Annotated in this window: 22 protein-coding genes; 7 read left to right on the forward strand and 15 right to left on the reverse strand. The window is 71.4% G+C overall.

Going from position 1 to position 21,014, the window contains the following annotated elements; all coding sequences use genetic code 11:
* Positions 1-16: 16 nt before the first annotated feature.
* Complete coding sequence (locus tag ACFQQL_RS07430) at positions 17-1,285, forward strand: ABC transporter ATP-binding protein (RefSeq protein ID WP_382392797.1); 1,269 nt, start codon at positions 17-19, stop codon at positions 1,283-1,285.
* A gap of 37 nt (positions 1,286-1,322) precedes the next feature.
* On the opposite strand, the gene ACFQQL_RS07435 is transcribed toward ACFQQL_RS07430, so the two are convergent.
* Genes ACFQQL_RS07435 through ACFQQL_RS07450 form a run of 4 tightly spaced genes read right to left on the reverse strand, consistent with a single transcriptional unit; the run spans position 1,323 to position 4,478 of the window.
* Positions 1,323-2,456: a carbohydrate kinase family protein gene (locus tag ACFQQL_RS07435; protein ID WP_382392799.1), complete on the reverse strand. Its 1,134-nt coding sequence runs from the start codon at positions 2,454-2,456 to the stop codon at positions 1,323-1,325.
* Positions 2,453-2,770, reverse strand: coding sequence for an exodeoxyribonuclease VII small subunit (locus ACFQQL_RS07440; RefSeq protein ID WP_465254031.1), 318 nt, complete (start codon positions 2,768-2,770; stop codon positions 2,453-2,455). Before ACFQQL_RS07440 ends, ACFQQL_RS07435 begins: the two co-directional genes overlap by 4 nt.
* Positions 2,771-2,814: 44 nt before the next feature.
* Positions 2,815-4,065, reverse strand: a complete 1,251-nt coding sequence (xseA, locus tag ACFQQL_RS07445; protein ID WP_382392803.1) for an exodeoxyribonuclease VII large subunit — start codon at positions 4,063-4,065, stop codon at positions 2,815-2,817.
* Positions 4,062-4,478 carry a DUF3151 domain-containing protein gene (locus ACFQQL_RS07450; protein ID WP_382392805.1) on the reverse strand — a complete coding sequence of 139 codons (417 nt, stop codon included), beginning with the start codon at positions 4,476-4,478 and terminating at the stop codon, positions 4,062-4,064. The genes xseA and ACFQQL_RS07450 overlap by 4 nt, the downstream gene beginning before the upstream one ends.
* Positions 4,479-4,587: 109 nt before the next feature.
* Here ACFQQL_RS07450 and ACFQQL_RS07455 point away from each other — a divergent pair, with 109 nt between their 5' ends.
* The gene (locus tag ACFQQL_RS07455; RefSeq protein WP_382393804.1) at positions 4,588-5,646 is read left to right on the forward strand and encodes a 4-hydroxy-3-methylbut-2-enyl diphosphate reductase; all 1,059 of its coding nucleotides are present in this window, start codon (positions 4,588-4,590) and stop codon (positions 5,644-5,646) included.
* A gap of 16 nt (positions 5,647-5,662) precedes the next feature.
* Here ACFQQL_RS07455 and ACFQQL_RS07460 read toward each other — a convergent pair whose 3' ends face one another.
* The 4 genes from ACFQQL_RS07460 to ACFQQL_RS07475 form a co-directional block, all read right to left on the reverse strand.
* Positions 5,663-6,451: an alpha/beta fold hydrolase gene (locus tag ACFQQL_RS07460; protein ID WP_382392807.1), complete on the reverse strand. Its 789-nt coding sequence runs from the start codon at positions 6,449-6,451 to the stop codon at positions 5,663-5,665.
* Positions 6,448-6,969, reverse strand: coding sequence for a PadR family transcriptional regulator (locus tag ACFQQL_RS07465; RefSeq protein ID WP_382392809.1), 522 nt, complete (start codon positions 6,967-6,969; stop codon positions 6,448-6,450). Before ACFQQL_RS07465 ends, ACFQQL_RS07460 begins: the two co-directional genes overlap by 4 nt.
* Before the next feature lie 62 nt (positions 6,970-7,031).
* A complete protein-coding gene (locus ACFQQL_RS07470; RefSeq protein ID WP_382392811.1) occupies positions 7,032-8,714 on the reverse strand; it encodes a DUF885 domain-containing protein in 1,683 nt (560 codons plus the stop codon).
* 122 nt (positions 8,715-8,836) lie between these two features.
* Positions 8,837-9,511: an MBL fold metallo-hydrolase gene (locus ACFQQL_RS07475; protein ID WP_382392813.1), complete on the reverse strand. Its 675-nt coding sequence runs from the start codon at positions 9,509-9,511 to the stop codon at positions 8,837-8,839.
* Positions 9,512-9,638: 127 nt separating this feature from the next.
* Between ACFQQL_RS07475 and ACFQQL_RS07480 the strand changes: the two genes are divergently transcribed.
* Positions 9,639-10,094 (forward strand): hypothetical protein, encoded by a 456-nt coding sequence (locus ACFQQL_RS07480; protein WP_382392815.1) that lies wholly within the window; start codon positions 9,639-9,641, stop codon positions 10,092-10,094.
* 10 nt (positions 10,095-10,104) lie between these two features.
* Here ACFQQL_RS07480 and ACFQQL_RS07485 read toward each other — a convergent pair whose 3' ends face one another.
* Positions 10,105-11,316 carry a DNA recombination protein RmuC gene (locus ACFQQL_RS07485; RefSeq protein WP_382392817.1) on the reverse strand — a complete coding sequence of 404 codons (1,212 nt, stop codon included), beginning with the start codon at positions 11,314-11,316 and terminating at the stop codon, positions 10,105-10,107.
* 77 nt (positions 11,317-11,393) lie between these two features.
* Positions 11,394-12,419: a DUF418 domain-containing protein gene (locus ACFQQL_RS07490; RefSeq protein ID WP_382392819.1), complete on the reverse strand. Its 1,026-nt coding sequence runs from the start codon at positions 12,417-12,419 to the stop codon at positions 11,394-11,396.
* 262 nt (positions 12,420-12,681) lie between these two features.
* On the opposite strand from ACFQQL_RS07490, the gene ACFQQL_RS07495 reads away from it, so the two are divergent.
* Together ACFQQL_RS07495 and ychF are read left to right on the forward strand one after the other, a co-directional pair.
* Positions 12,682-14,394 (forward strand): gamma-glutamyltransferase family protein, encoded by a 1,713-nt coding sequence (locus ACFQQL_RS07495; RefSeq protein ID WP_382392821.1) that lies wholly within the window; start codon positions 12,682-12,684, stop codon positions 14,392-14,394.
* Between the two features lie 11 nt (positions 14,395-14,405).
* On the forward strand, positions 14,406-15,491 hold the full coding sequence (ychF, locus tag ACFQQL_RS07500; protein ID WP_382392823.1) for a redox-regulated ATPase YchF: 1,086 nt from the start codon (positions 14,406-14,408) through the stop codon (positions 15,489-15,491).
* Between the two features lie 65 nt (positions 15,492-15,556).
* On the opposite strand, the gene ACFQQL_RS07505 is transcribed toward ychF, so the two are convergent.
* Both ACFQQL_RS07505 and ACFQQL_RS07510 read right to left on the reverse strand, forming a co-directional pair.
* Positions 15,557-16,243: a hypothetical protein gene (locus ACFQQL_RS07505; RefSeq protein ID WP_382392825.1), complete on the reverse strand. Its 687-nt coding sequence runs from the start codon at positions 16,241-16,243 to the stop codon at positions 15,557-15,559.
* Positions 16,240-16,449 carry a hypothetical protein gene (locus ACFQQL_RS07510; RefSeq protein ID WP_382392827.1) on the reverse strand — a complete coding sequence of 70 codons (210 nt, stop codon included), beginning with the start codon at positions 16,447-16,449 and terminating at the stop codon, positions 16,240-16,242. Before ACFQQL_RS07510 ends, ACFQQL_RS07505 begins: the two co-directional genes overlap by 4 nt.
* A 65-nt stretch (positions 16,450-16,514) precedes the next feature.
* Between ACFQQL_RS07510 and ACFQQL_RS07515 the strand changes: the two genes are divergently transcribed.
* On the forward strand, positions 16,515-17,135 hold the full coding sequence (locus tag ACFQQL_RS07515; RefSeq protein ID WP_382392829.1) for a PadR family transcriptional regulator: 621 nt from the start codon (positions 16,515-16,517) through the stop codon (positions 17,133-17,135).
* Between the two features lie 159 nt (positions 17,136-17,294).
* Here the strand turns inward: ACFQQL_RS07515 and ACFQQL_RS07520 are convergent, their stop codons facing one another.
* On the reverse strand, positions 17,295-17,705 hold the full coding sequence (locus ACFQQL_RS07520; RefSeq protein ID WP_382392831.1) for a DUF1428 domain-containing protein: 411 nt from the start codon (positions 17,703-17,705) through the stop codon (positions 17,295-17,297).
* Between the two features lie 276 nt (positions 17,706-17,981).
* Here ACFQQL_RS07520 and ACFQQL_RS07525 point away from each other — a divergent pair, with 276 nt between their 5' ends.
* Entirely contained in the window at positions 17,982-19,169 is a 1,188-nt protein-coding gene (locus tag ACFQQL_RS07525; RefSeq protein ID WP_382392833.1) for a winged helix DNA-binding domain-containing protein, read from the forward strand.
* Positions 19,170-19,478: 309 nt separating this feature from the next.
* On the opposite strand, the gene ACFQQL_RS07530 is transcribed toward ACFQQL_RS07525, so the two are convergent.
* Entirely contained in the window at positions 19,479-20,195 is a 717-nt protein-coding gene (locus tag ACFQQL_RS07530) for an SRPBCC family protein (protein ID WP_382392835.1), read from the reverse strand.
* Positions 20,196-20,286: 91 nt separating this feature from the next.
* Positions 20,287-20,937, reverse strand: a complete 651-nt coding sequence (locus ACFQQL_RS07535) for an ArsR/SmtB family transcription factor (protein ID WP_382392837.1) — start codon at positions 20,935-20,937, stop codon at positions 20,287-20,289.
* Positions 20,938-21,014: the final 77 nt, after the last annotated feature.

Here is a 21,014-nt window from a genome sequence, read left to right on the forward strand (position 1 = left end):
ACCACAGGGAGTCCCCATGGCCTCGATCACCCTCGAGAAGATCGTCAAGACCTACCCCGACGGCTTCACCGCCGTGAAGGGCGTGGACCTGGACATCGCCGACGGCGAGTTCGTCATCCTCGTCGGGCCGTCCGGCTGCGGGAAGTCCACGCTGCTGCGGATGATCGTCGGGCTGGAGGACATCACCGACGGCGAGCTGCGGATCGGCGACAACGTGGTCAACGACCTCGCGCCCCGGGACCGCGACCTTGCCATGGTGTTCCAGAACTACGCGCTCTACCCGCACCTGACGGTCTACGAGAACATCGCCTTCCCGCTGCGCCTGCAGCGCGGCGCGCTCTCCGAGCAGGACATCGATGCCAAGGTGCGCCGCGCCGCCGGCCTGCTGGAGCTGACCGACCACCTCGAGCGCAAGCCGGCGAACCTCTCCGGTGGCCAGCGTCAGCGGGTGGCGATGGGCCGGGCGATCGTGCGGGAGGCCCGGGCGTTCCTCTTCGACGAGCCGTTGTCCAACCTGGACGCCAAGCTGCGCGGGCAGATGCGCACCGAGATCGCTCGCCTCCAGCGAGCCCTGGGGACCACCACCGTCTACGTCACGCACGACCAGATCGAGGCGATGACCCTCGGTGACCGGGTGGCTGTGCTGAAGAAGGGCGAGCTGCAGCAGGTCGCCAGCCCGCGCGGGCTGTACGACCAGCCGGTCAACCTCTTCGTGGCCGGGTTCATCGGCTCCCCGCCGATGAACTTCGTCCCCGGCGAGGTCAGCGGGGACACGCTCAAGCTGCCCATGGTCGACGTGCCGCTCGACGACCGGCTGCGCGACGCCGTCGGCGACCTGGACCTCGTCATCGTCGGGATCCGTCCGGACGCGTTCGCCGAGACCGGCGCCCCCGGCGGCGACGGCGAGGTGAGCTTCGAGGCCGACGTCGACGTCACCGAGTGGATGGGCGAGGTGCTGTACGCCTATGTCCCGTTCGAGACGCACGAGTCGGTCAAGGAGCAGCTCGACGAGCTCGACCGCGAGCTCGACGGCGAGGGGATGCGCAGCCAGCTCGTCATCGCGCTGGACGCGCTGTCGACCGTCCGGGAGGGGGACGCGGCAGAGCTGTCCTTCGACCGGTCCGCGCTCTATGTGTTCGACCCCGGCTCGGGGGAGAACCTCACGCGGGACGCCGACCGGGCGGCCGAGCTCGAGGACCAGGCGCGCGAGCAGCGCCGTCGCGCCCTCGAGCGGGCGCGGCGCCGGGCCGAGCGGGAGGAGTCCCCGGCCGCCGCGGAGGCCTGACCTCCGCTCCGCGTGCTCGGCGGGCCGAGCAGCGTCCTCAGCCGAGCGTGAGCTCGGTGCGCGTCGGAGGATTCGCTCCGGCGCGGGTGACGGTGATCGCGGCGACGCGCGCGGCGTGCTCGAGGACCCGGCGCAGCACCGGCTCGGCGATCGTGCGCAGGTCGGCACGGCGAGCGGCACCCAGCAGGCCCGCGGACCACAGGCCGTCGATGAGAGCTGCCATGAACGAGTCGCCCGCGCCGACCGTGTCGGCGACCTCGACGCGCGGTGACTCGATCCTGGTCTCCAGCCCGCCGACGGTCCCGGCCCAGCAGCCGTCCCCACCGCGCGTCACGCACACGACGGCCGGGCCCGAGCCGAGCCAGCGGCGGGCGGACTCCAGGGGGTCGACCTCCGGGTAGAGCCACGCCAGGTCCTCGTCGGAGACCTTCACGAGGTCCGTGCGGGCGACGAGCCGTTCGACCGCGTCGGTCGTCGCGCCGTGGTCGGTCATGATCTGCGGTCGCACGTTGGGGTCGTAGGTGACCGTGGCGACATTGCGGTGCCGGTCGACCATCTCGGACACCGCGGCCGCGCCCGGCTCGAGCACGGCGGCGATGGAGCCGGCGTGCACGACGAGCGGGGGCCGGTCCGGGTCCTGCACGGGCGGCGACCAGTCGAGGTCGAAGACGTAGGTCGCCGCCCCGGAGGCGTCGAGATCCGCGCGGGCGGTGGAGGTGCGGGGCGCGCGGGCGCTCGCGGCCGAGAGACGGACGTTCTCCCCCTCGAGGTGGGTGCGCAGCCGCGCCCCACGCTCGTCCACGCCGAACCAGGTGACGAGCTCGACGTCGCGGCCAAGGCGGGCGAGGCCCAGCGCGACGTTGGCAGGGGAGCCGCCCGGGTGCTCCACAGGTTCCTCACCGGCGCGGGCCACGATGTCCACCAGCGCCTCGCCGATGACCAGGGCGGAGTCCGGTCCGGGCTCCTCCGGGTCGCCGTACGCGGTGGTGGTGGGGGGCTTCGGGCCCTCGTCCAGCTCGGGGTCGGACGCGGGCCGGAACGGGTCCTGCTCCGCCGGCGCGCGCTCGGACCGCTCGGTGACGTCGCCGGTACCGCCCACCGCCTGGCCCGCCTCGTGCTGCGGCTCGGCGCCCTCGGCGGGAGCGGGTCCTTCGGGAGTGATGTTGCTCATCGGCCCTCGTCCTCCTCGGTGTCGAGCGCGGCCGCGACATCGTCGAGCGCGGCCTCGCGCTCGGCGGCGCCGTCGGGCGCCTCGGGTGCGTCGGTGCTGCCGGTGCGTGCTGCGTCCAGCCGTGACCGGGCGCCGTCGAGCCACTGCTGGCACCGGGCGGCCAGCGCCTCGCCCCGCTCCCACAGCCTCAGGGCGTCCTCGAGGGAGGTGGAGCCGGTCTCCAGCCGCTGCACGATCTCGATCAGCTCGTCGCGTGCCTGCTCGTACGTCAGCTCCGACACGTCGCCGTTCACGTCCTGACTCACCCACCCCAGTCTTCCACCGCTCGCCGACTCGTCACAGGATTGACGACTCGCGCTCAGGGGGGCGGGGTGCCTTGGACCTCGACGACGAGGCGGCCCTCGGCCAGCATCGCCTCGAGCTGGTCGCCCGCGTCCACGTCGTCCGGCGCGCGCACCACCTCGCCGTCGTGGGTCCGCAGGACCGCGTACCCGCGCGACAGCGTGGCGGCGGGGGAGAGGGCTCGCAGCCGCCCGCGGTGTCCGTCGAGGTCTCCCGTCGCGCGTTCGAGTCGCCAGGTGAACGCCCGTCGCGCTGCGGTCAGGGCGGCCGTGACGTCCTCGGACCGGCGGTCCAGCAGGGCGTGCGGGTCGGCCAGCACGGGACGGGAACGCAACGCGGCGAGCCGGTCCTCCTCGACGCGCAGCCGTGACCGGATCGCGTGCCGGACCCGTTCCAGCGAGAGCGTGAGGCCGCGCCGCTGCTCGGCGACGTCGGGCACGATGCGGCGCGCGGCATCGGTCGGCGTCGACGCGCGATAGTCGGCGACCAGGTCGAACAGGGGCGTGTCCGTCTCGTGGCCGATGGCCGAGACGAGCGGCGTCCGGCAGTCCGCCGCCGCCCGCACGAGCGTCTCGTTGGAGAACGGCAGCAGGTCCTCCACCCCGCCGCCGCCGCGCGCGACGACGATGACCTCGACGGCCGGGTCGGCATCGAGCTCGGCCAGCGCGGCGCTGACCTCCTCGACGGCGCGGCCGCCCTGCACCGCCACCTCACGGATCTCGAACCGCAGCCCGGGCCAGCGCGCCCGCGCGTTGACCACGACGTCGTGCTCGGCCTTGGACTCCCGGCCACAGACCAGCCCGACCACCGCGGGCAGGAACGGCAGCGCCACCTTGCGCTCGGCGTCGAAGAGACCCTCCGCGGCCAGCACCCGCTTGAGGTGCTCGATCCGGGCGAGCAGCTCACCGACCCCGACGGCGCGGAGCTGGTCCGCCTCGAGCTGCAGCGTGCCGCGCTTCGCCCAGAACGTCGGCTTCGCGTGCACGACGACGTGGGCGCCCTCGGCGAGCGGCGCCGCCGACGCCTCGAGGACACGGGGGTGGACGGTCACCGTGAGCGACATGTCGGCGACGGTGTCGCGGAGGGTGAGGAACGCCAGTCCGGCGCCCGGGCGGCGGTTGAGCTGGACCATCTGGCCCTCGACCCACACCGGGGGCATCCGGTCGATGTACTGGCTCATCTTCGACGACAGCAGCCGCAGCGGCCACGGGTTCTCCGCCGTCGTCTCCAGGGCGCGGTCGGCGACCCGCCGGGGCGCTTCCGTCACGTGAGGCCGAGTCCTTCGCGCCACGCCGGGTCGGAGTCGTCCAGCAGGGCGAGGCAGCGGGTGTGCTCCTCCTCCTCGCCGATGGCCTCCGCGGCCCGGGCGAGCGCGTGCACGGCACGGAGGAAGCCGTGGTTGGGCACGTGGGAGGCGGGAACCGGCCCGGCACCGCGCCAACCCGACCTGCGCAGGGCGTCGAGCCCGCGGTGGTAGCCGGTGCGGGCGAACGCGTAGGCGGCCACGGCGTCGCCGGCGCCCAGCGCCTCGTCCGCCAGCACGGCCCACGGCCGCGACGCCGCGGGGTTCTGCGCGGCGACGGCGCGAGCATCCTCGCCGGCCTCGAGGGCCGTGCGCGCCGGGCTGTCCAGCTCCGCGGGGAGGAGGATCGGGTCGGGCTCGAGGAGGTTCTGGCTCATGCCCGCATCGTCCCACGCATGTGCCGCACGACACGTCTCCTCGCACAGCTCCGGGCCCCGCACGTACCCTGGCCGGGTGACCTCGACGACTCAGCACGGGCACCCGGACATGGGACCACCCGTCTCGCTGGCCGGCGCCTCCGCCTTCCCGGACGCGGTCGAGTCGGTCCCGTCCCCGGACGGCAAGCGGATCCTGCTGGCCACCCCGCGCGGCTACTGCGCCGGCGTGGACCGGGCGGTGGACGCGGTCGAGAAGGCCCTGGAGCTGTACGGCGCGCCGGTGTACGTCCGCAAGGAGATCGTGCACAACAAGTTCGTCGTCGAGACGCTGTCCAAGCGGGGCGCCGTGTTCGTCGCGGAGACGGACGAGGTCCCCGAGGGTGCGCGGGTGGTGTTCTCCGCACACGGGGTCTCCCCGGCCGTGCACGCGCAGGCCGAGGCCCGGAAGCTCGCCACGATCGATGCGACCTGCCCGCTCGTGACGAAGGTCCACAAGGAGGCCGTCCGGTTCGCCCGGGACGACTTCGACATCCTGCTCATCGGCCACGACGGCCACGAGGAGGTCGAGGGCACCCACGGGGAGGCGCCGGACCACATCCAGGTGGTCAACGGCCCGCACGAGGTCGACCAGGTCGAGGTGCGGGACCCGGACAAGGTCATCTGGCTCTCCCAGACCACGCTGTCGGTCGACGAGACGATGGAGACCGTGCGCCTGCTACGCGAGCGGTTCCCCAACCTCCAGGACCCGCCGAGCGACGACATCTGCTACGCCACCCAGAACCGGCAGGTCGCGGTCAAGAAGCTGGCACCGGACGCGGACGTCGTCATCGTCGTCGGGTCGGCGAACTCCTCCAACTCCGTGCGGCTCGTCGAGGTCGCGCTCGACGCCGGCGCCGGCTCCGCCCACCGGGTGGACAAGGCCGACGAGATCGACCCCGCCTGGTTTGACGGCGCCACCACCGTGGGCCTCAGCTCGGGCGCCTCGGTGCCGGAGATCCTGGTCCGCGAGGTCATCGAGCGGCTCAAGGAGCTCGGCTTCACGGGCGTCGAGGAGGTCCGCACGGCCACCGAGGACGTCCTCTTCTCGCTGCCGAAGAACCTCCGGGCGGACCTGAAGGCCTCGGGCGCCGAGGTGGTCCATCCACGGCGCGCCCGCGCCCGCACCTGAGGGCGAGGCCGCCCGCTCAGGCCGGCAGCAGGCGTGGCTCGACCCGGCCGTCGAGCCACGCGAGCAGCATCGCGTCGAACAGCTCCGGGTCCTCGGTGTTCCACGCGTGGTGCATCCCGGGTGCGAGCCGGGTCGTGGCCTGCGGGGCTACCGACGCGGCCGACTGCAGAGACCGTCGGATGACGGCGGCATCGCGCTCGCCGGCCACCAGGAGGACCGGGCCGTCGTATGCGCCGAGGCCCTGCGGGACGGTACCCAGGTCGACGTCGGCGAGCTGGCGCCGCACCGTCTCCCGACGCACCGACAGCCCGTGCCGGACGTACAGCTCGCGGGTCTCGTGCGGCAGCCGATAGGCGACCGCCTGGGTCCTCCAGAACCACTCTGCGTCCCAGAGCGCGACCTGCATCCGCGAGACCAGCCACATCAGACCCCGGTACGGCAGGAGCGGCGCGCCCGAGGCGAGGACCGACACCACGACGCCCGGGTGCCGGGCCGTGAGATGGAGGGCGACCACGCCGCCGAGGGAGAGGCCGGCCAGGTGGAAGCGGCGATGACCGGTCAGCTCCGCCACCCGTGCGACGACGTCGTCCGCGGCACCGCCGATGCCGGGCCAAGTCTCGGCGGTCCGGCTCCCGTAGCCCGGCAGGTCGGGCGTGACGACCGTGCGTTGCGCCAGGGCGGGGAGCTGGTCCTGCCACATCCAGCTCGCCACGTTCCCGCCGTGCAGGAGCACCACGGGGAGGTTGTCGCGGGCGTCCGACGGCGCCGTCGAGGCCGGGTGGATCTCGGGGAACGTCGTCGTCATCGCAGACTCTTCTCCAGGTCGTCGAGCCACTCGAGCTCGGTGTGGACGTGCCGGAGCCCGCGCTCGAGCGTGGCGAGACGCAGCCGCGCAGCGCGGTCGGCGGGCGCGGGGGTGGCCTCGCGGATGGCCTCCAGGGACGCCAGGAGCGCCCGGGTCTCGGCCCGCTGCCGCGCCAGCAGGGTGGCCAGCTCGTCGGGATCGAGATCGCCGGCGAAGAAGACGCGGGCCAGGAAGGCGTCCCGCTCGGGCTGTCGGTCGAGCTCGGAGGTCAGCCACTCGCGCAGCGCTCGGCGACCCTCGGGCGTGATGCGGTGCTCCTGGCGGTCCGGGCCGGCCCGTCCCGGCACCTTCTCGACCGCGACGAGGCCGTCGCCGACCAGCGCGGCGAGCGACCGGTAGATCTGCGCCTTGTCCGCGGACCAGAAGTAGTTGACCGCGGAGTCGAAGCGGCGTTTGAGGTCGTAGCCGGACATCGGGGCGATCGCGAGGAGACCGAGGATGATGCGCTGGAGGATCACGCCACTAGTAGACACCTCATATAGGTGAGTTGTCTACTAGTTCTCGGCTCGGCGACCGGCGCTCAGAGTCTTGCCAGCTCAGCCTCCAGGTCGTCCAGGCCGAGCGCGCCGAGCGACAGGGCGGCCATGTGCCAGGACTTGAGGTCGAAGGTCTCGCCGCGGGCCTCGTGCGCGGCGCGTGCGGCCGCCCGGCCGGCCAGCCAGGTCCGCTCGCCGAGCTTGTAGCTGATCGCCTGCCCGGGCCAGCCGAGGTACCGCACGATCTCCGACTCGAGGAAGTCCAGCGGCCGGCCGGAGTGGCGCGTGAAGAACTCCAGCGCGAGCTCCGGCGTCCAGACCTCGCCGGGGGCCACGGGAGAGTCCTGCGGGATCTGCAGCCGCAGGTGCATCCCGACGTCGATCACGACCCGGACGGCCCGCATCATCTGGGCGTCGAGATAGCCCATCCGCTCCTCGGGGTCCAGGTAGCCGAGCTCGTCCATCAGGCGCTCCGCGTACAGCGCCCACCCCTCGGTCGCCCCCGAGGAGGAGCCGAGCGTCGTCTGATAGATCGAGAGCTGGGGCGCGACGTGCACCCACTGCGCCAGCTGCAGGTGATGGCCGGGCACGCCCTCGTGGTACCAGGTGCTGACCAGGTCGTACATGGGGAAGGTGGTGCGGCCCAGCGTCGGCAGCCAGGTGCGACCGGGCCGGGCGAAGTCGACCGACGGCCGCGTGTAGTACGGGGCGGCCGCGCTGCCGGCCGGGGCGATCATCGCCTCGACCTGCTTGATCGGGTCGGCGATGTCGAAGTGCGTGCCGTCGAGCTCGGCGATGGTGCGGTCCATCATGTCCTGGAGCCAGGTGCGCACCTCCTCGACGCCCTCCACCCGTCGGCCGTGCTCGTCGAGGTGCCGCATGACGGCGACGGGGGACTCCGCGCCGGGCCGGAGCTGCTCGGCGAGCTCGCGCATCTCGACGTCGAGCCGGCGGTACTCGGCCCAACCCCACTCGTAGACATCCTGGGGGTCGATCGAGGCCCCCATCCACAGCCGGGCGTTCAGCAGGTACCGCTCGGAGCCGACGGCGTCCGGGGTGCCCGCGGCGGCCGGGAGGTAGTCCTCCTCGAGGTACCGCCGCAGCTCCTCGACGGCGGTGGCGGCCTTGTCGGCGGCGACGTGCAGCTCGTCGGCTCGGCCTTCCGGCCCCTGGGCGACGAAGTCGTGGAACCACGACTGCTCGCCGTCGAGCCACTCGCCGAGCTGGCCGGCGACCGTCTCGACCTGGCGTGGGGCGGCCAGCAGCCCCTGCCGGCGTCCTTCCTCCAGGGAGGCGACGTACCCCGAGTACGCCTCCGGCAGTCGTGCCATGCGACGGGCGATCGTCGCCCAGTCCTCGTCGCTCGACGTCGGCATGAGCAGGAAGATCGAGCGCGCGCCGTGCACGGGCGAGCCGATGTTGCGCAGGGACCTCAGGTGCTCACCGGCCGCAGAGGCCTCGAGCTGGACCCCGAGCCGGTCGCGCAGCAGGGTCGCGCACCGCCGGTCCGCCTCGTCCATCCCGGCACCCGCGGCGGCCTCCAGCGCGTCCAGGTCGGCGAGCACGCCCCGGGCGAGCCGGTCCTTCTCCTGCTGGCCCTCCGGCGAGCTGTCGGGCATGCGGTCCTCGTGCGGACGCAGCCCCAGCGCGGTGGCCACTCCGGGGTCGAGGTCGGCGAGGTCGTTGACGTAGGTGTCGGCGAGCTGGCGGATCGTGGGTCCTGTCATGTCTCCATCCTGGTCCTGGGCGTGTGGCGTGCGTGTTACGTCCATGGGCGCCGGGCGGCCGTCACCCGTCGCGCGGCAGGGCCCTCACCGCGCGCACGGTCTCCGGGCAGGTCCGGCACGGCTCAGAAGACGTGCGGTCCGGCGCCGCGCAGGTCGACGAGCGTGGTCGGTGTCATGGCGTTGACGCGCCCGATCACGAGCTGCCGTCCGCGGTCGGCGAGGTGCGCGTCGTGGATCGGGAAGCCGTGCGGGGCCGCCACCGCGCGCGCGAAGTCGATGTGCTCCTTCAGGGCCGCCCACGGCCCCCAGACCGGCATGGCGAGGACGTCGACTCCGGTGGGGATCGCGTCGAGCGCGTCACCCGGGTGGAAGAACGTGGGCTCGCCGGGTGCGGACAGTACGTAGCCGACGTTCCCGGCGCGCGGCAGATCCGCGTGCACGACCGCGTGCCGGCCGCCGACAGCCCGCACCGCGAGGCTGCCGACCGTCGTCTGCTCGTCCGGGGCGAGGGCGACGGCGCCCGGAAGCTCCGGGAGGCGCCCGCCCGTCGACGGCACCTCCTGACCCGCCAGCTCGGCGATCGACGGCTCGACGATGAGATGTGCCTGCGGGTTCGCCGCGATCAGCGCGGGCACCCGGTCCGGGTCGAGGTGGTCGGCGTGCAGGTGGGTGACGAGCACGGCGTCGAGGCCGGTCAGATCGTGCCAGGCCGGGTCGAGGTTGCCCGGGTCGAGCAGGATCCGGGTCCCGGCGGCCTCGACGAGCACGGCGGCGTGCCCCAGGTGCGTGATCTCCACGATCCCTGAAGGTATCGGAGTCCGGCGCGGATCAGCAGGCCGCCGGACCTGTGGACGGATCGAGAGGATCCGCGATCCTGTGGAGAACGCGTGGGAGCGCGTGGACTGCCCACCTAGCGTGCCGGGCATGACCACACCACCCGAGCTTCAGCCGTTCGACCAGATGCCGCCCATCCGGACCCCGTCCGACATGTATCGCCACTGGCAGGCCCTCATGGGGCCGCTGGGGTTCAGCGAGCACCTGCTCTGGGTCGGCTTCATCACGCCGGACGGCCTGATGACCCCACCCCTCTCGCAGATCGACGGGCTGCCCGTCGAGCCTGACCTGCCGACCCTCGAGGCGATGATGGGTGCCTTCCGAGAGCTCGTCGAGGAGATCGGCCCCGGTGCCACCGTCGCCCTGCTGGTGTCGCGGCCGGGCTCCGCGCGGATGACCCGCTCGGACAAGGCCTGGGCGCGCGGGCTCTCCCACGCCGCCGCCCGCGCGGATGTCCCGCTCCAGCCCATCCATCTCGCGACCGACGAGGACCTCCGCGTCTTCGCGGTGGACGACTTGCTGCCCGAGGCCCGCGCCGCACGCTGAGCGACTGACCTCAGCCCGCGCGCTCGCGGAGCCGCCGGGCGGCGCCTTCACCGAGCACGTCGATACCGGAGCCGGCGGACGCCAGCTCCGGCGCGGTGAACGTACGGACTTGCGCGTCGTCCGAGCCGACGGGCTCGACGGCGACGTCCGCCCGGCCGAGCGACTCCAGGTCGCGAGCCGTCACGAGCAGTCGCTGCTCCATGGACGCGATCGCCTTGTTGTAGTGCTGGACGCTGGACCGCAGCGAGCGCCCCAGCGCACCGAGATGGCCCGCGACGACGCCGAGACGTTCGTGGAGCGTGCGGCCGAGCTCGAGCAGCTCCTCCGCCTCGGCACTGATCCGTTCCGAGGACCAGACGCCGGCAACCGCCCGCAGCAGCGCGAGCAGCGAGGCCGGGGCCGTCGGGGCCACGCCCTGGCGCAGGGCGTGCTCGAGCAACGTCGCGTCGGCGTCCAGAGCGGCGGAGAGCAGGCCCTCGGAGGGCACGAACATCACCACGAGCTCGGGCGAACCCGGCAGCCGGTCGTGGTACGACCGCCGAGCGAGTGCGTCCACGTGCCCCCGAAGCGCCTTCGCGTGCGCGGCGAGCAGCCGGTCGCGCCGCTCGGCGTCGGCGCCCGTGGCGCGGTCGCCCAGCGCGGCCGCCTCGAGGTACGCGTCCATCGGCACCTTGGCGTCGATGGCGAGGTACCGCTCGCCAGGCAGGTGCACGACGACGTCCGGCCGGCCGCTCTCGCCGCCGGCCCCCAGCGTGCGCTGCTCGGCGAAGTCCACGTGCCGCAGCATCCCGGCGGCCTCGAGCACCCGGCGCAGCTCGACCTCGCCCCACTGGCCGCGCGCGGAGGTGGACCGCAGGGCCGTCGTCAGCTGCGTCGTCGCCTGCTGCAGCTCGGCGTCCGTGGTGCGCGCCCGGTGCAGCTGCTCCGTGAGCACGGCGAACTGCTCGAGTCGTTCCTTCTCCAGCTCGGCCACGTGCTCGCCGACCTGGTTCAGCGTGGCCTGCACCGGGGCGAGGGCGCGGAGCACGTCCTGGTCCTGCCGTGCCCGGTCGTGGAGCTGGTCGACCTCCTCGGCCAGACGCTCGGCGCGGGCCCGCGCGCCGGCCAGCTCGGCCTGCAGCCGCGCGTGCTGCCCGCTCGAGCGCAGGCGTTGCCCGGCGTAGCCCAGCGCCAGGCCCGCCGTCAGAGCGGCCGCCAGCAGGAGTGCCGTGGTGAGGTCCATGTCTCGCACGGTGCCAGCGCCCACTGACATCGGGGCCGTGCCGCGCCGACGACCGGCGCTCTGACCAGCGCGAAGACTCAGGCGAGGCGGCGGGGGATCCGCAGCACCGTCTCCAGCGGGCCGCGGGCGAAGGTGGTCCGCCACGCCACCGCGAGCGCGGTGGCGACGATCGTGATGACCGCGGTGACGGCGAGACCGTCGGTGGCCGACCACGGGCCGGGACGCACGGCGGAGACGAGCACCACGAGATGCGCGACGTAGACGGTCAGCGACAGCTGCCCGAGGGCGGTCAGCGGCGCCACGAGCCGGCCGAGATGGGGTACGAGCAGGAGCAGGGCGGCGAGGACGGCGACGGCACTCCCGGTCGCCGAGAGCAGCCAGAGCGGCATCTGAGAGTGCCCGACCGCCGAGATCAGGCGGTCCAGGCCGACGCGTTCGCCCGGTTGCCCGAGAAGCAGGACGAGCAGGCGGGAGGCGAGCATGCCGCCGACGGCCGCCACCGAGCCGGCCCAGAGCATGGTGAGCTGTACCCGGCGCGCCGAGAGCTGCTGCCGGCCCAGCCACATACCGAACAGGAACGGGGCCGCCCACACGATCGCGGGGTAGGGGCCGGACACGAGGATCGAGCCGGCGATGCTCAGCGGCGAGTCGGTGAGCCGCGGAGCGTCCATCGCGAACTCCGCCGGACGCTGCGCGAGGATCCACAGCACCGGTCCGGCGGTCGCCGTCGTCGCGGCTCCGGACAGCAGCCACTTGTCCGGGAGCCGGACGAGTGCCGCGGCGACGGCGAAGAGCACGGCGTAGGTCGCCAGGATCACGCTGACGTCGTGGTCGAGCAGCTGCAGGACGAGGCCCAGCACGAGCAGGACCCCGGCGCGCCAGAACAGGGCTGACCGCCGCGGCGGTCCGCCGGCCAGCGCGCGCCTTGTCAGCAGCGCGACGCCGACCCCGGCGAGCAGGACGAACAGGATGGAGGCCCGACCGTGGGCGGCGCGGATGACCCACGCGGCGAGCCCGGTGTCGTCCCGAGGCCCGACGTTGACGGCGAGCATGCCGATGATCGCCACGGCGCGTGCGACGTCGAGCGCCACGAGGCGGACCACGCGTGTGTCCGGCCGAGCGCCGTGATCCACCTGGACGTCAGGTGACGACGCGACGGCAGGGGCCTCCCGAAGGCTGGTCACACTGCTCCGTTCCCGGCGACCACCTCGGTCACCCTGGTCCCAGCGTAGGTATGTGGAGGTGGAAATGCCTGGCATCGGCACACCGCGGCGTGTGGTTGCCCGGCACGCCGCGGCGGGCGGGGCTTGCCGGGTGGGGCCCGGCGGGTAGCGTGGCTGCGCGACCGGCCCGACGGAGGAACCCATGCCCATCGCCTCGCGTGCCCGCCGCAACCTCGCGGCGGCCGCCCTCCTGGCGCTCGTCGTGACGGGCTGCACGGACAGTACCGAGGACCCGACGCCGGAGCCGACGACCACCAGCGAGCCCGCGCCGGAGCCGTCCCCCTCGCCGTCGAGCCCGGAGCCTGAACCCACGACGGCGGAGGCCCGCTACGGCCAGGGCGTCAGTGCCGCCCACCCGCTTGCGGTCCAGGCGGGCACCAGGATCCTCGCCGCCGGCGGCACGGCGGTGGACGCGGCGATCGCGACGGCGTTCGCGGTCTCCGTCGTCGAGCCGTTCGCGTCCGGCATCGGCGGTGGTGGATCGGCCATCGTCGCGCCGACCGGCGCGCAGCCCGAGGCGTACGACTACCGCGAGGTCGTGGCCCAGGACGGGCAGATCCCGGCGAGCGGCACCGGCATCCCCGGGTTCGTCGCGGGCATGGCCGCCCTGCACGACGACCACGGAGAGCTGCCGTGGGCGGACCTGCTCGCGCCGGCCGTCGAGCTCGCCGAAGGAGGCTTCCAGGTCTCGGACTTCCTGGCGCTGCGGATGCGCAGCGACTACGGCCCGGACGCGGTGCAGGGTCTGGACCAGTTCGCCCCGGGCGGCGTCCCGCTGTCCGCTGGTGACCGGCTCGTCCAACCAGCGCTCGCCGACTCCTTGCGCGCCATCGCGTCGGGCGGTGCCGACGCCTTCTACACGGGTGGGCTCAGCGAGCAGCTCACGACCGTCGACGGTATCGACGGCGACTCGCTCGCGGCGTACGAGGTGGTCGAGTCCGACCCGGTCTCCGGCGCGGTGGGGGAGCACGAGGTGGTCTCCGCGGCGCCCGCCCTGCCGGGGGCGGCGCTGATCCAGATGCTGCAGGTCGCCGAGGCCGCGGGCGCCGGAAGGGCCGAACCGGGGTCGGCCGAGTATGTCGAGACGGTCTCCGACGCGTGGCAGGTCGCCGACGAGACCGCCCACACGGTTCTCGGCGACCCCGCCTTCGTCGACGTCCCGGTCGAGGAGCTGACCGACGCCGGCGCGAACGCAGACGTCGCGCAGCAGGTCGCCGCGCCGGCCCCCGACGGCGGCGCGGGCGACGGCGCGGACGACGGGGAAGGTTCGGTCGTCGCGGCGGGGCACGAGATCGAGGCCGGCAACACCACGCACCTGACCGTGGTCGACCGGGACGGCCTGATGATCTCGATGACCAACACGATCACGAGCTTCTGGGGTGCCGGCGAGACCGTCGGCGGCTTCTTCCTCAACAACCAGCTCAGCCGGTTCGAGGCGATCCCCAGCTCCGCCAACACCCCGGCGCCGGGGCGCCGCTCCGTGAGCTGGGCCGCCCCGACCGTCGTGCTGGACGGCCAGGGGCGCCCGGTGCTCGGCATCGGGTCACCGGGTGGGCATCAGATTCCGAACATCCTCTCCAACGTCATCCTGCGGTGGTCGCTGCACGGCCAGTCGCTGGAGGAGGCGGTGGCCTCGCCGCGGTTCATCCTCGACGGAACGCTGCTGACCACCGAGCCGCAACCGGACCCGGTGGCCGCGGACCTCGCCGCGCTCGGCTGGACCCTCGACGTCGTCCCGGTGGAGGACGCCGTCTTCGGCTCCGTGCAGGCGCTCGAGGTGGATCACGAGACCGGGGAGGTCACCGGAACGGCAGATTCGCGGCGCGAGGCCGACGTCGCCGTCGAGCAGCCGTAGACTTCCCCCACGTGGCACTCACCATCGGAATCGTCGGCCTGCCCAACGTCGGCAAGTCGACCCTCTTCAACGCCCTGACCCGCGCGACCGTCGTCGCCGAGAACTACCCTTTCGCGACCATCGAGCCGAACGTGGGCGTCGTGCCGCTGCCCGACTCCCGGCTCGGCACGCTCGCCGAGATGTTCTCCTCGCAGAAGATCATCCCGGCGACCGTGTCCTTCGTCGACATCGCCGGGATCGTCAAGGGCGCCTCCGAGGGGGAGGGCCTCGGCAACCAGTTCCTCGCCAACATCCGCGAGGCGGACGCCATCTGCCAGGTCACCCGCGCCTTCGCCGACCCGGACGTCGTCCACGTCAACGGCGCCGTCAACCCGAAGGACGACATCGAGACGATCGCCACCGAGCTGGTCCTCGCGGACATCCAGACCCTCGAGAAGGCGATCCCGCGCCTGGAGAAGGAGGTGCGGGGGAAGAAGACCGAGCCGGAGGTGCTGCGGACCGCGCAGGGCGCGATGGCGGTGCTCGAGGAGGGCACGCCGCTGTCCGCGGGGGCGGCCGCGGCCGGCCTGGACCCCGAGATCCTCGCGTCCTTCCAGCTCATGACCACCAAGCCGTTCATCTACGTCTTCAACGTCGACGACGACGGACTGGCCGACGAGGCACGGCAGGCGGAGCTGCGCGAGCTCGTCGCGCCGGCCGAGGCGATCTTCCTCGACGCGAAGTTCGAGTCCGAGCTCGTCGAGCTGGAGCCGGACGAGGCGGCCGAGATGCTCGCCGAGTCCGGCCAGGCCGAGTCGGGGCTCGACCAGCTCGCCACGGTCGGCTTCCGCACCCTGGGGCTGCAGACGTTCCTGACCGCCGGGCCCAAGGAGTCCCGCGCGTGGACCATCCGTCAGGGGTGGACCGCGCCCCAGGCCGCCGGGGTCATCCACACGGACTTCGAGAAGGGCTTCATCAAGGCGGAGGTGGTCTCCTTCGACGAGCTGGTCGAGCTCGGCTCGGTCCAGGAGGCCCGCGCCAAGGGCCGGATGCGCATGGAGGGGAAGGACTACGTCATGGCCGACGGTGACGTGGTCGAGTTCCGGTTCAATGTGTGAGTCCAGTCCCGTTCAACGGGACTGATGTACGAATAGGTCAGGTCAGGCGGTAACGTCCGCACGCATCAGGGCCCGTGCGTGGTTGCCGTCGACCGCAACCTTGTTCTGAGCACAACAATCGCGACGACGACTACCCATGCCCACGTGAGCAGGGTGAAGGGGACGATGATCGCGAAGTTGATCATCACTGCGCCGGTCGCCCACCCGGCCCCGGCGAGGATGCCGACGCCGCCGAGTACCAGCGAACTCCTCGTCCGCCTCATCAGCGCGACGCCGAGCAGCGCTACTGACACGCCGACCAGCGCCTGCGAGACGAACGCCGCGCTGCCGAGGACGTGCAGAAGCGCCTCGGTCCGTTCGATCACCGTTTGCTCGGGAATGGTGCCGAGTTGTTCGGCCGCCGACCAGAGGCCGACGGCATGGATGCCGAAGTAGATCGCGAACGCGCCGCCAGCGACGCTCCACGACATCCGGGCGACGGCACCCCGCCCGAGCGGCAGCGCGCCCGAGACGTGCAGGAGTGCGACGGCAAAAGCCCACATGAGGATCGCCGCGACGTTTGCGAAGTGGGCCAACGTCCACAGTTTCCTCGAGCTCACATAGTCGAGAGTGGCGGCGGCGTCATCGATCGGCGGGTTGCCGTGCAACGCGGTGGGCAGGACGTATGCGACGACGCCGAGAAGTAGGAGCACTGCGGCCGCGATGCGCTGTCGTGTGGTCGCCGAGATTCGGAGGGATGTGTGTGCGCTCATGAGTTGAACAGCGCTCCGGCTGCGGTGACGACGCCGATCGCTGCAATGATGCTGGAGACGGCCAGGCCCAAGCACAGCACGCCGAGCCCGAGCCCCACCGGCGAGCCCCAGCCGTGCCAGCGCTGTTGGAGCTCGGCGTAGCGGGCCGAGTTCATCTCATCGATCTGGTGTCTGTGCTCTTCGTGGTTCTCGTTCGATGCAGTCATGAGACTCTCCTTTCTAGGCATAAGTTGTCTAGTAACAATAACTCAACTAGGCATAGCATGTCTACATGCCGTCTCGACGTGAGTTCCGATCCCCGCTGTCCCTTGTCGTCCTCGCGTTGCTGCGCGAGCACCCGATGCACGTCTACGGCCTGCATCGGGTCATCCGTGAGCGCGGGCAGGACAGGCTGGTCAATGTCGAGCACCGCAACAGCGTGCGGCAGACGGTCGAGCGGCTCCAGCGCGCGGCCTGCGTCGAGGTCGACGAGATGCAGTCTGGTGAGGGGCCGGTGCGGACGGTCTACCGGATTACGACCACTGGCCGTGACCTCCTCGACGAGATTCTGCGCGAGGCTGTCTCGACACCTCGGAGGGAGTATCCGGTCTTCCCTGTCGCCGCGTCGCTGCTGGCGTTCTATTCGCCACCCGAGGTGGCCGAACTGCTGGCCCAGCGCCGTGCCGTTCTGGTCGACCAGCGTGCCGAACTTGAGCTCTCTCTCAAGGAGTCTCCCGGCCTGCCGGGCATCCTCGTCGTCGAGAGTGAACTGCAGGTTGGCCTCATCGACGCAGAGCTCGCATGGATTGACGGCGTGACGGCCCGAATCTCCTCCGGTGACCTCGAGTGGGACACCGCAGCCCTCATCGAGGGGTCACCCATGATCGACCTGCTCGATGAGCAGGCTGAGTGAACGGATACTTCGGATGACGAGGCCGCATCGACCAGATGGCCCTACGTGCCGGAATGCGGTGGAGTTCCGCTTCAACGTCTGAAAGCGCCATCGGTGTGATGTCCGGGCCGGTCGGTGAGTCCGCCACGCCAAGCAATAGCCGGGACTAACGAGCGAGAGTCACACTTCACCCTGCAGGCTCGTCGTGATCTCGAAACTGTCGCCAACCACCCGAGCTCCATCGAACACGGGGTCTTCATGGAGTGTCTCGACGACACGGGGATCCTTCGTGGCGGCAGCCGTTCCGCGGTCACGGGCTTCTCGCGATGGCCACGTCATCACCGTGACGACGACAGACTCAGATGTTTCCGCTCCGACGACCTCAGCGATCCCCTTGAGCTCGCCAGACTCGTAAGAGACATCGTCTGCGTGAAAGTCGGTTTGGTTCGTGGGACCGCTTGCCTGCCAGTAGTCGACAACGCTAGTCGCTCCATGATCTCGATACACCGCAGCCATCCGCCTCGAGAACTCCAGGAATGCGGCTTTCCGTTCTGACGAGACCGGGACGATGGTGATGTCAGCGAACGTCACTTGTTAGCTCCCCTTCTCGCAGCCGTAGTCAATCCCGACGCCACCCTACGGCCGCTTGCGCCCCGGAAGATTGGACCGGAGGTTCGCGTCAGCTCTTCGATTTTCGGTGATCCGCGATCAAGCGGCCCTGCGCGCTGAACTCGCGTCAGAGGGTGATCGGCGACCGAACGCGGTGGAGTTCCGGTTCAATACATGAGCATGGGCACCGAGTTTCCACCACTCCGAGTCAGCTCGGCAGGCTGATCCGCACGGCGTCGACCGTTTACGGTGGGCATCATGGTGGAGCGAATCGAGCGGGCGAGTGTTGTCGCCTACCGGCTCGCGTCGCACGGGCTGAGTGAACGCGCGGCAGCTGATGAGGTGGAGGCGGTCGCGGGGCGATGCGGTATCCAGAACACTCCGCCGGGCTCCGCCTTGCTTGCATTTCACGCGCGAACCTCCGGGATCGAGCCTGAGTCGATCGACCGCGCTGTAGAGGACCGTTCGCTGCTCCTGACCTGGAGCATGCGGGGTGCGCCCTACTACGTGCCGACGGTCGACGTGGGAGTGTTCACCGCGGGCGTCCTTCCGACGACCGAGGAAGCCGCCCGCCACTTCGTCCTCGGGGTCGAGCAGTCTGTCGACCGGCTCGGGATGTCTCTAGGAGAGGCGACGGATCTCGTTGCTGCGTCGACATCGGTGGTGCTTCATGGGCGAGCGCTGGCGATCGACGAGCTGGGGGAGGAAGTCGCTCGGGCGGTCGAGGCCGAGTTGACCGGGGAACAACAGGAAGTCTGGGTCTCGGAAGGGCCGCACGCGAAGGGGCAGCCGGTCGGTGAGGCGGTGGTCCACTTCTGCGTTCGCCTGCTGGCCTTGCGAGGACTGGTGTGCTTCGCGCCCAGGTCGGGTAACAAGGCCCCGTTCGTGCTCACCGAGGAATGGTTGGGCACTCGTCTCGAGGTTGCGGATCCCGTTGCTTCGCGCGCTGAGCTGCTGCGCCGCTACCTCCGGGCGTACGGCCCTTCGACCCCAGGTGAGTTCGCCGCCTGGGTCGGTGTGCAGGCCGGTGACGTCGAGCCATGGTGGGGGTTGGTGGACGACGAGATCGCCGAGGTCGACTTTGGCGGACAGAAATGGATGCTCGCCGAGGAGCTCGGCGCATTGCGATCGGCGTCGAAGCCCACCGGCGTCAGGCTCCTCCCGCCGCGGGATCCATATGTGCAAGTGCGTGATCGGTCGACCATCGTCGAGGAGAAGTATCAGCGGGAGGTCTGGAAGACGGTCGGTGATCCGGGCACCGTGCTCGTCGATGGAGAGATCGTCGGTATGTGGCGTCCTCGGAAGAGCGGGTCGAAACTGCACCTACGATTCGCGATGTTCGGCTCACTGACGAAGCGGGCGCGAAGCGGTATCGAAGCCGAGGCGGAGTCGATCGCGACGCTCCGGGGAGCGACCCGGGTGACTGTCGAGTTCGAGGCGTCCTGAGTCGTCTCTTGCGCACAGCCGGTGCTCCCGATGACCCGTCGAGCGTCAGCGGAACCGTGAGTGCACGGCATGGGCGTCGCCGGGGCGAACAGCGGTTCTGATCCGGTGGCAGAGGTTTTTCGGTTACGGAATGCGGTGGAGTTCCGCTTCAACGTGTGAATTGGCGTGGCACACGCCGCGAGTCATGAGCCTACGGGTGGCAACACGGACGCGTTCGCGAATCCCTCGGCCTGCCGAGTCGATCCCTCAGGGACAACCTGAGGAACCTCCTCGACAGACCTCGGACGGCGGCCGCGAGCCCAGGAGGCCTCAGGCCAGCACGCGCGCGAGCCAGTCCTGCCAGGCCTGCTCGGTGGCCTCACGGTCGATGTCGGCGTAGATGTAGTGGCCCACGGCCTGGGGCAGGCCCATCACGGAGTTGTCGTGGAAGCGGTAGAGACCGTCGGCCGTGCGCAGCGCGAGGAAGTTGACGAACGCCGGGTAGGCGAAATCGACGACCCCCTCGAGCACGGGCAGGCCCTCCGGGGTCAGGCGCAAGTGCTGGCCCTGCTCGAACGGCCCCTTGACGCCAAGGGCCTTCTCGAGGGTCGCCCACGAGTCCGGCGTCGCCGAGGACGGCGGCCCCTGGGCGGTGACGAAGTGGGCCGGCCGCCCGGCGAAGTGCTTCAGGTACTCGGCCAGGGTGTGCAGATACATGTCCCAGCCGTAGCCGGTCATCTCGCCGAAATCGAACTCGGCCTCCCAGTCATCGCCGAGGTAGCCGCTGTGGACGAAGGTGAGGGCGGTGGTGCTGTCGTCGTCGGCCGTCACGAGGTACTCGAACGCATGGAAGGCACCGTTCTCGCCCTCCGGGGTTCGCACGGCCAGACGTTCGTTCTCGGTGGCCTCGACCTCCATCCCCTCCATCGACTGGTAGGGATCCGGAGACCAGGCGGCCTGGCCCTCCGGGGTGGCGATCGCCCGCCACACCTGCTCGGGAGTGGCCTCCAGGACGACGGACTTGCGGATCTCGAAGCTCTTCGACATGACGGTGCTCCTCAGGGGTGGTTCGGGCCGGGCTCGGGCCGGGACGTTCGTCGGTGGTTGTGCAGTTTGTCGGTTGCTACGCAGTGGTCGGTCAGGAAGCCGATGGTCCGCCGGCGGTCGGCGCGGTCTGCGGAGGGCTGTCGTGGGCGGTCTCCGGAACGGCGGGGTGCAGGGCGATGACCAAGCGGTTGAGCTTTCCCGTCCCAGCCGTCCCCGGTTTCGGATCCGTGTGGTGCTTGGCAATCAGCTCGGTGACGACGGCGGCGAGCTCCTCGGTGAAGGCGGCGCGGTCCGCCGCCGTGGCGAAGCGGATCTGGCCGTCGATCGCGAAGGTCGCCACCGGCCGCCGCGCCCGCTGCGCCCCCGCGAGCAGCGTGCCGACGTCGCGCATGAGCCGGGATGCCAGGGCGAGCAGCCAGCGCGCCGAAAGCCGGTCCGGGGCACGCCCCGGATCGGGCTGGAGCCGCCCGAGCACGCCGGGCGAGATCACGTAGGAGGCCGACGTGGCCTGCAGCATCCGCTCGGTGAAGTTCCCGCGACGTCGCTCTGCGACGAGCTCGACCAGGCCGTGCTGCTCGAGGACCTTCAGGTGGTAGTTCACCTTCTGTCGAGGGATGCCGAACTGGGCGGCGACGGTGGATGCCGACCCCGGCTCGACCAGGTGCGCGAGGATCTGGCGCCGCAACGGATCCAGCGACGCTTCCGCGGCGGCCGCGTCCTCGATGGTGCCCACCTCGTTCATGCCCGCATCGTCGCCCTGGACAAATCTATTTGTCAAGCGGTTGACGTGCCGAGGAGGCCGTGCTGGGTGACCGACGG

This window comes from Georgenia alba, assembly GCF_042665525.1.
Classification (GTDB): Bacteria; Actinomycetota; Actinomycetes; order Actinomycetales; family Actinomycetaceae; genus Allobogoriella; species Allobogoriella alba.

Coding starts and splice junctions, on each gene's coding strand:
- ACFQQL_RS07430 (WP_382392797.1), top strand. CDS start 17: ATGGCCTCGATCACCCTCGAGAAGATCGTCAAGACCTACCCCGACGGC.
- ACFQQL_RS07435 (WP_382392799.1), bottom strand. CDS start 2,456: ATGAGCAACATCACTCCCGAAGGACCCGCTCCCGCCGAGGGCGCCGAG.
- ACFQQL_RS07450 (WP_382392805.1), bottom strand. CDS start 4,478: ATGAGCCAGAACCTCCTCGAGCCCGACCCGATCCTCCTCCCCGCGGAG.
- ACFQQL_RS07455 (WP_382393804.1), top strand. CDS start 4,588: ATGGGACCACCCGTCTCGCTGGCCGGCGCCTCCGCCTTCCCGGACGCG.
- ACFQQL_RS07460 (WP_382392807.1), bottom strand. CDS start 6,451: ATGACGACGACGTTCCCCGAGATCCACCCGGCCTCGACGGCGCCGTCG.
- ACFQQL_RS07470 (WP_382392811.1), bottom strand. CDS start 8,714: ATGACAGGACCCACGATCCGCCAGCTCGCCGACACCTACGTCAACGAC.
- ACFQQL_RS07480 (WP_382392815.1), top strand. CDS start 9,639: ATGACCACACCACCCGAGCTTCAGCCGTTCGACCAGATGCCGCCCATC.
- ACFQQL_RS07485 (WP_382392817.1), bottom strand. CDS start 11,316: ATGGACCTCACCACGGCACTCCTGCTGGCGGCCGCTCTGACGGCGGGC.
- ACFQQL_RS07495 (WP_382392821.1), top strand. CDS start 12,682: ATGCCCATCGCCTCGCGTGCCCGCCGCAACCTCGCGGCGGCCGCCCTC.
- ACFQQL_RS07505 (WP_382392825.1), bottom strand. CDS start 16,243: ATGAGCGCACACACATCCCTCCGAATCTCGGCGACCACACGACAGCGC.
- ACFQQL_RS07510 (WP_382392827.1), bottom strand. CDS start 16,449: ATGACTGCATCGAACGAGAACCACGAAGAGCACAGACACCAGATCGAT.
- ACFQQL_RS07515 (WP_382392829.1), top strand. CDS start 16,515: ATGCCGTCTCGACGTGAGTTCCGATCCCCGCTGTCCCTTGTCGTCCTC.
- ACFQQL_RS07525 (WP_382392833.1), top strand. CDS start 17,982: ATGGTGGAGCGAATCGAGCGGGCGAGTGTTGTCGCCTACCGGCTCGCG.
- ACFQQL_RS07530 (WP_382392835.1), bottom strand. CDS start 20,195: ATGTCGAAGAGCTTCGAGATCCGCAAGTCCGTCGTCCTGGAGGCCACT.
- ACFQQL_RS07535 (WP_382392837.1), bottom strand. CDS start 20,937: ATGAACGAGGTGGGCACCATCGAGGACGCGGCCGCCGCGGAAGCGTCG.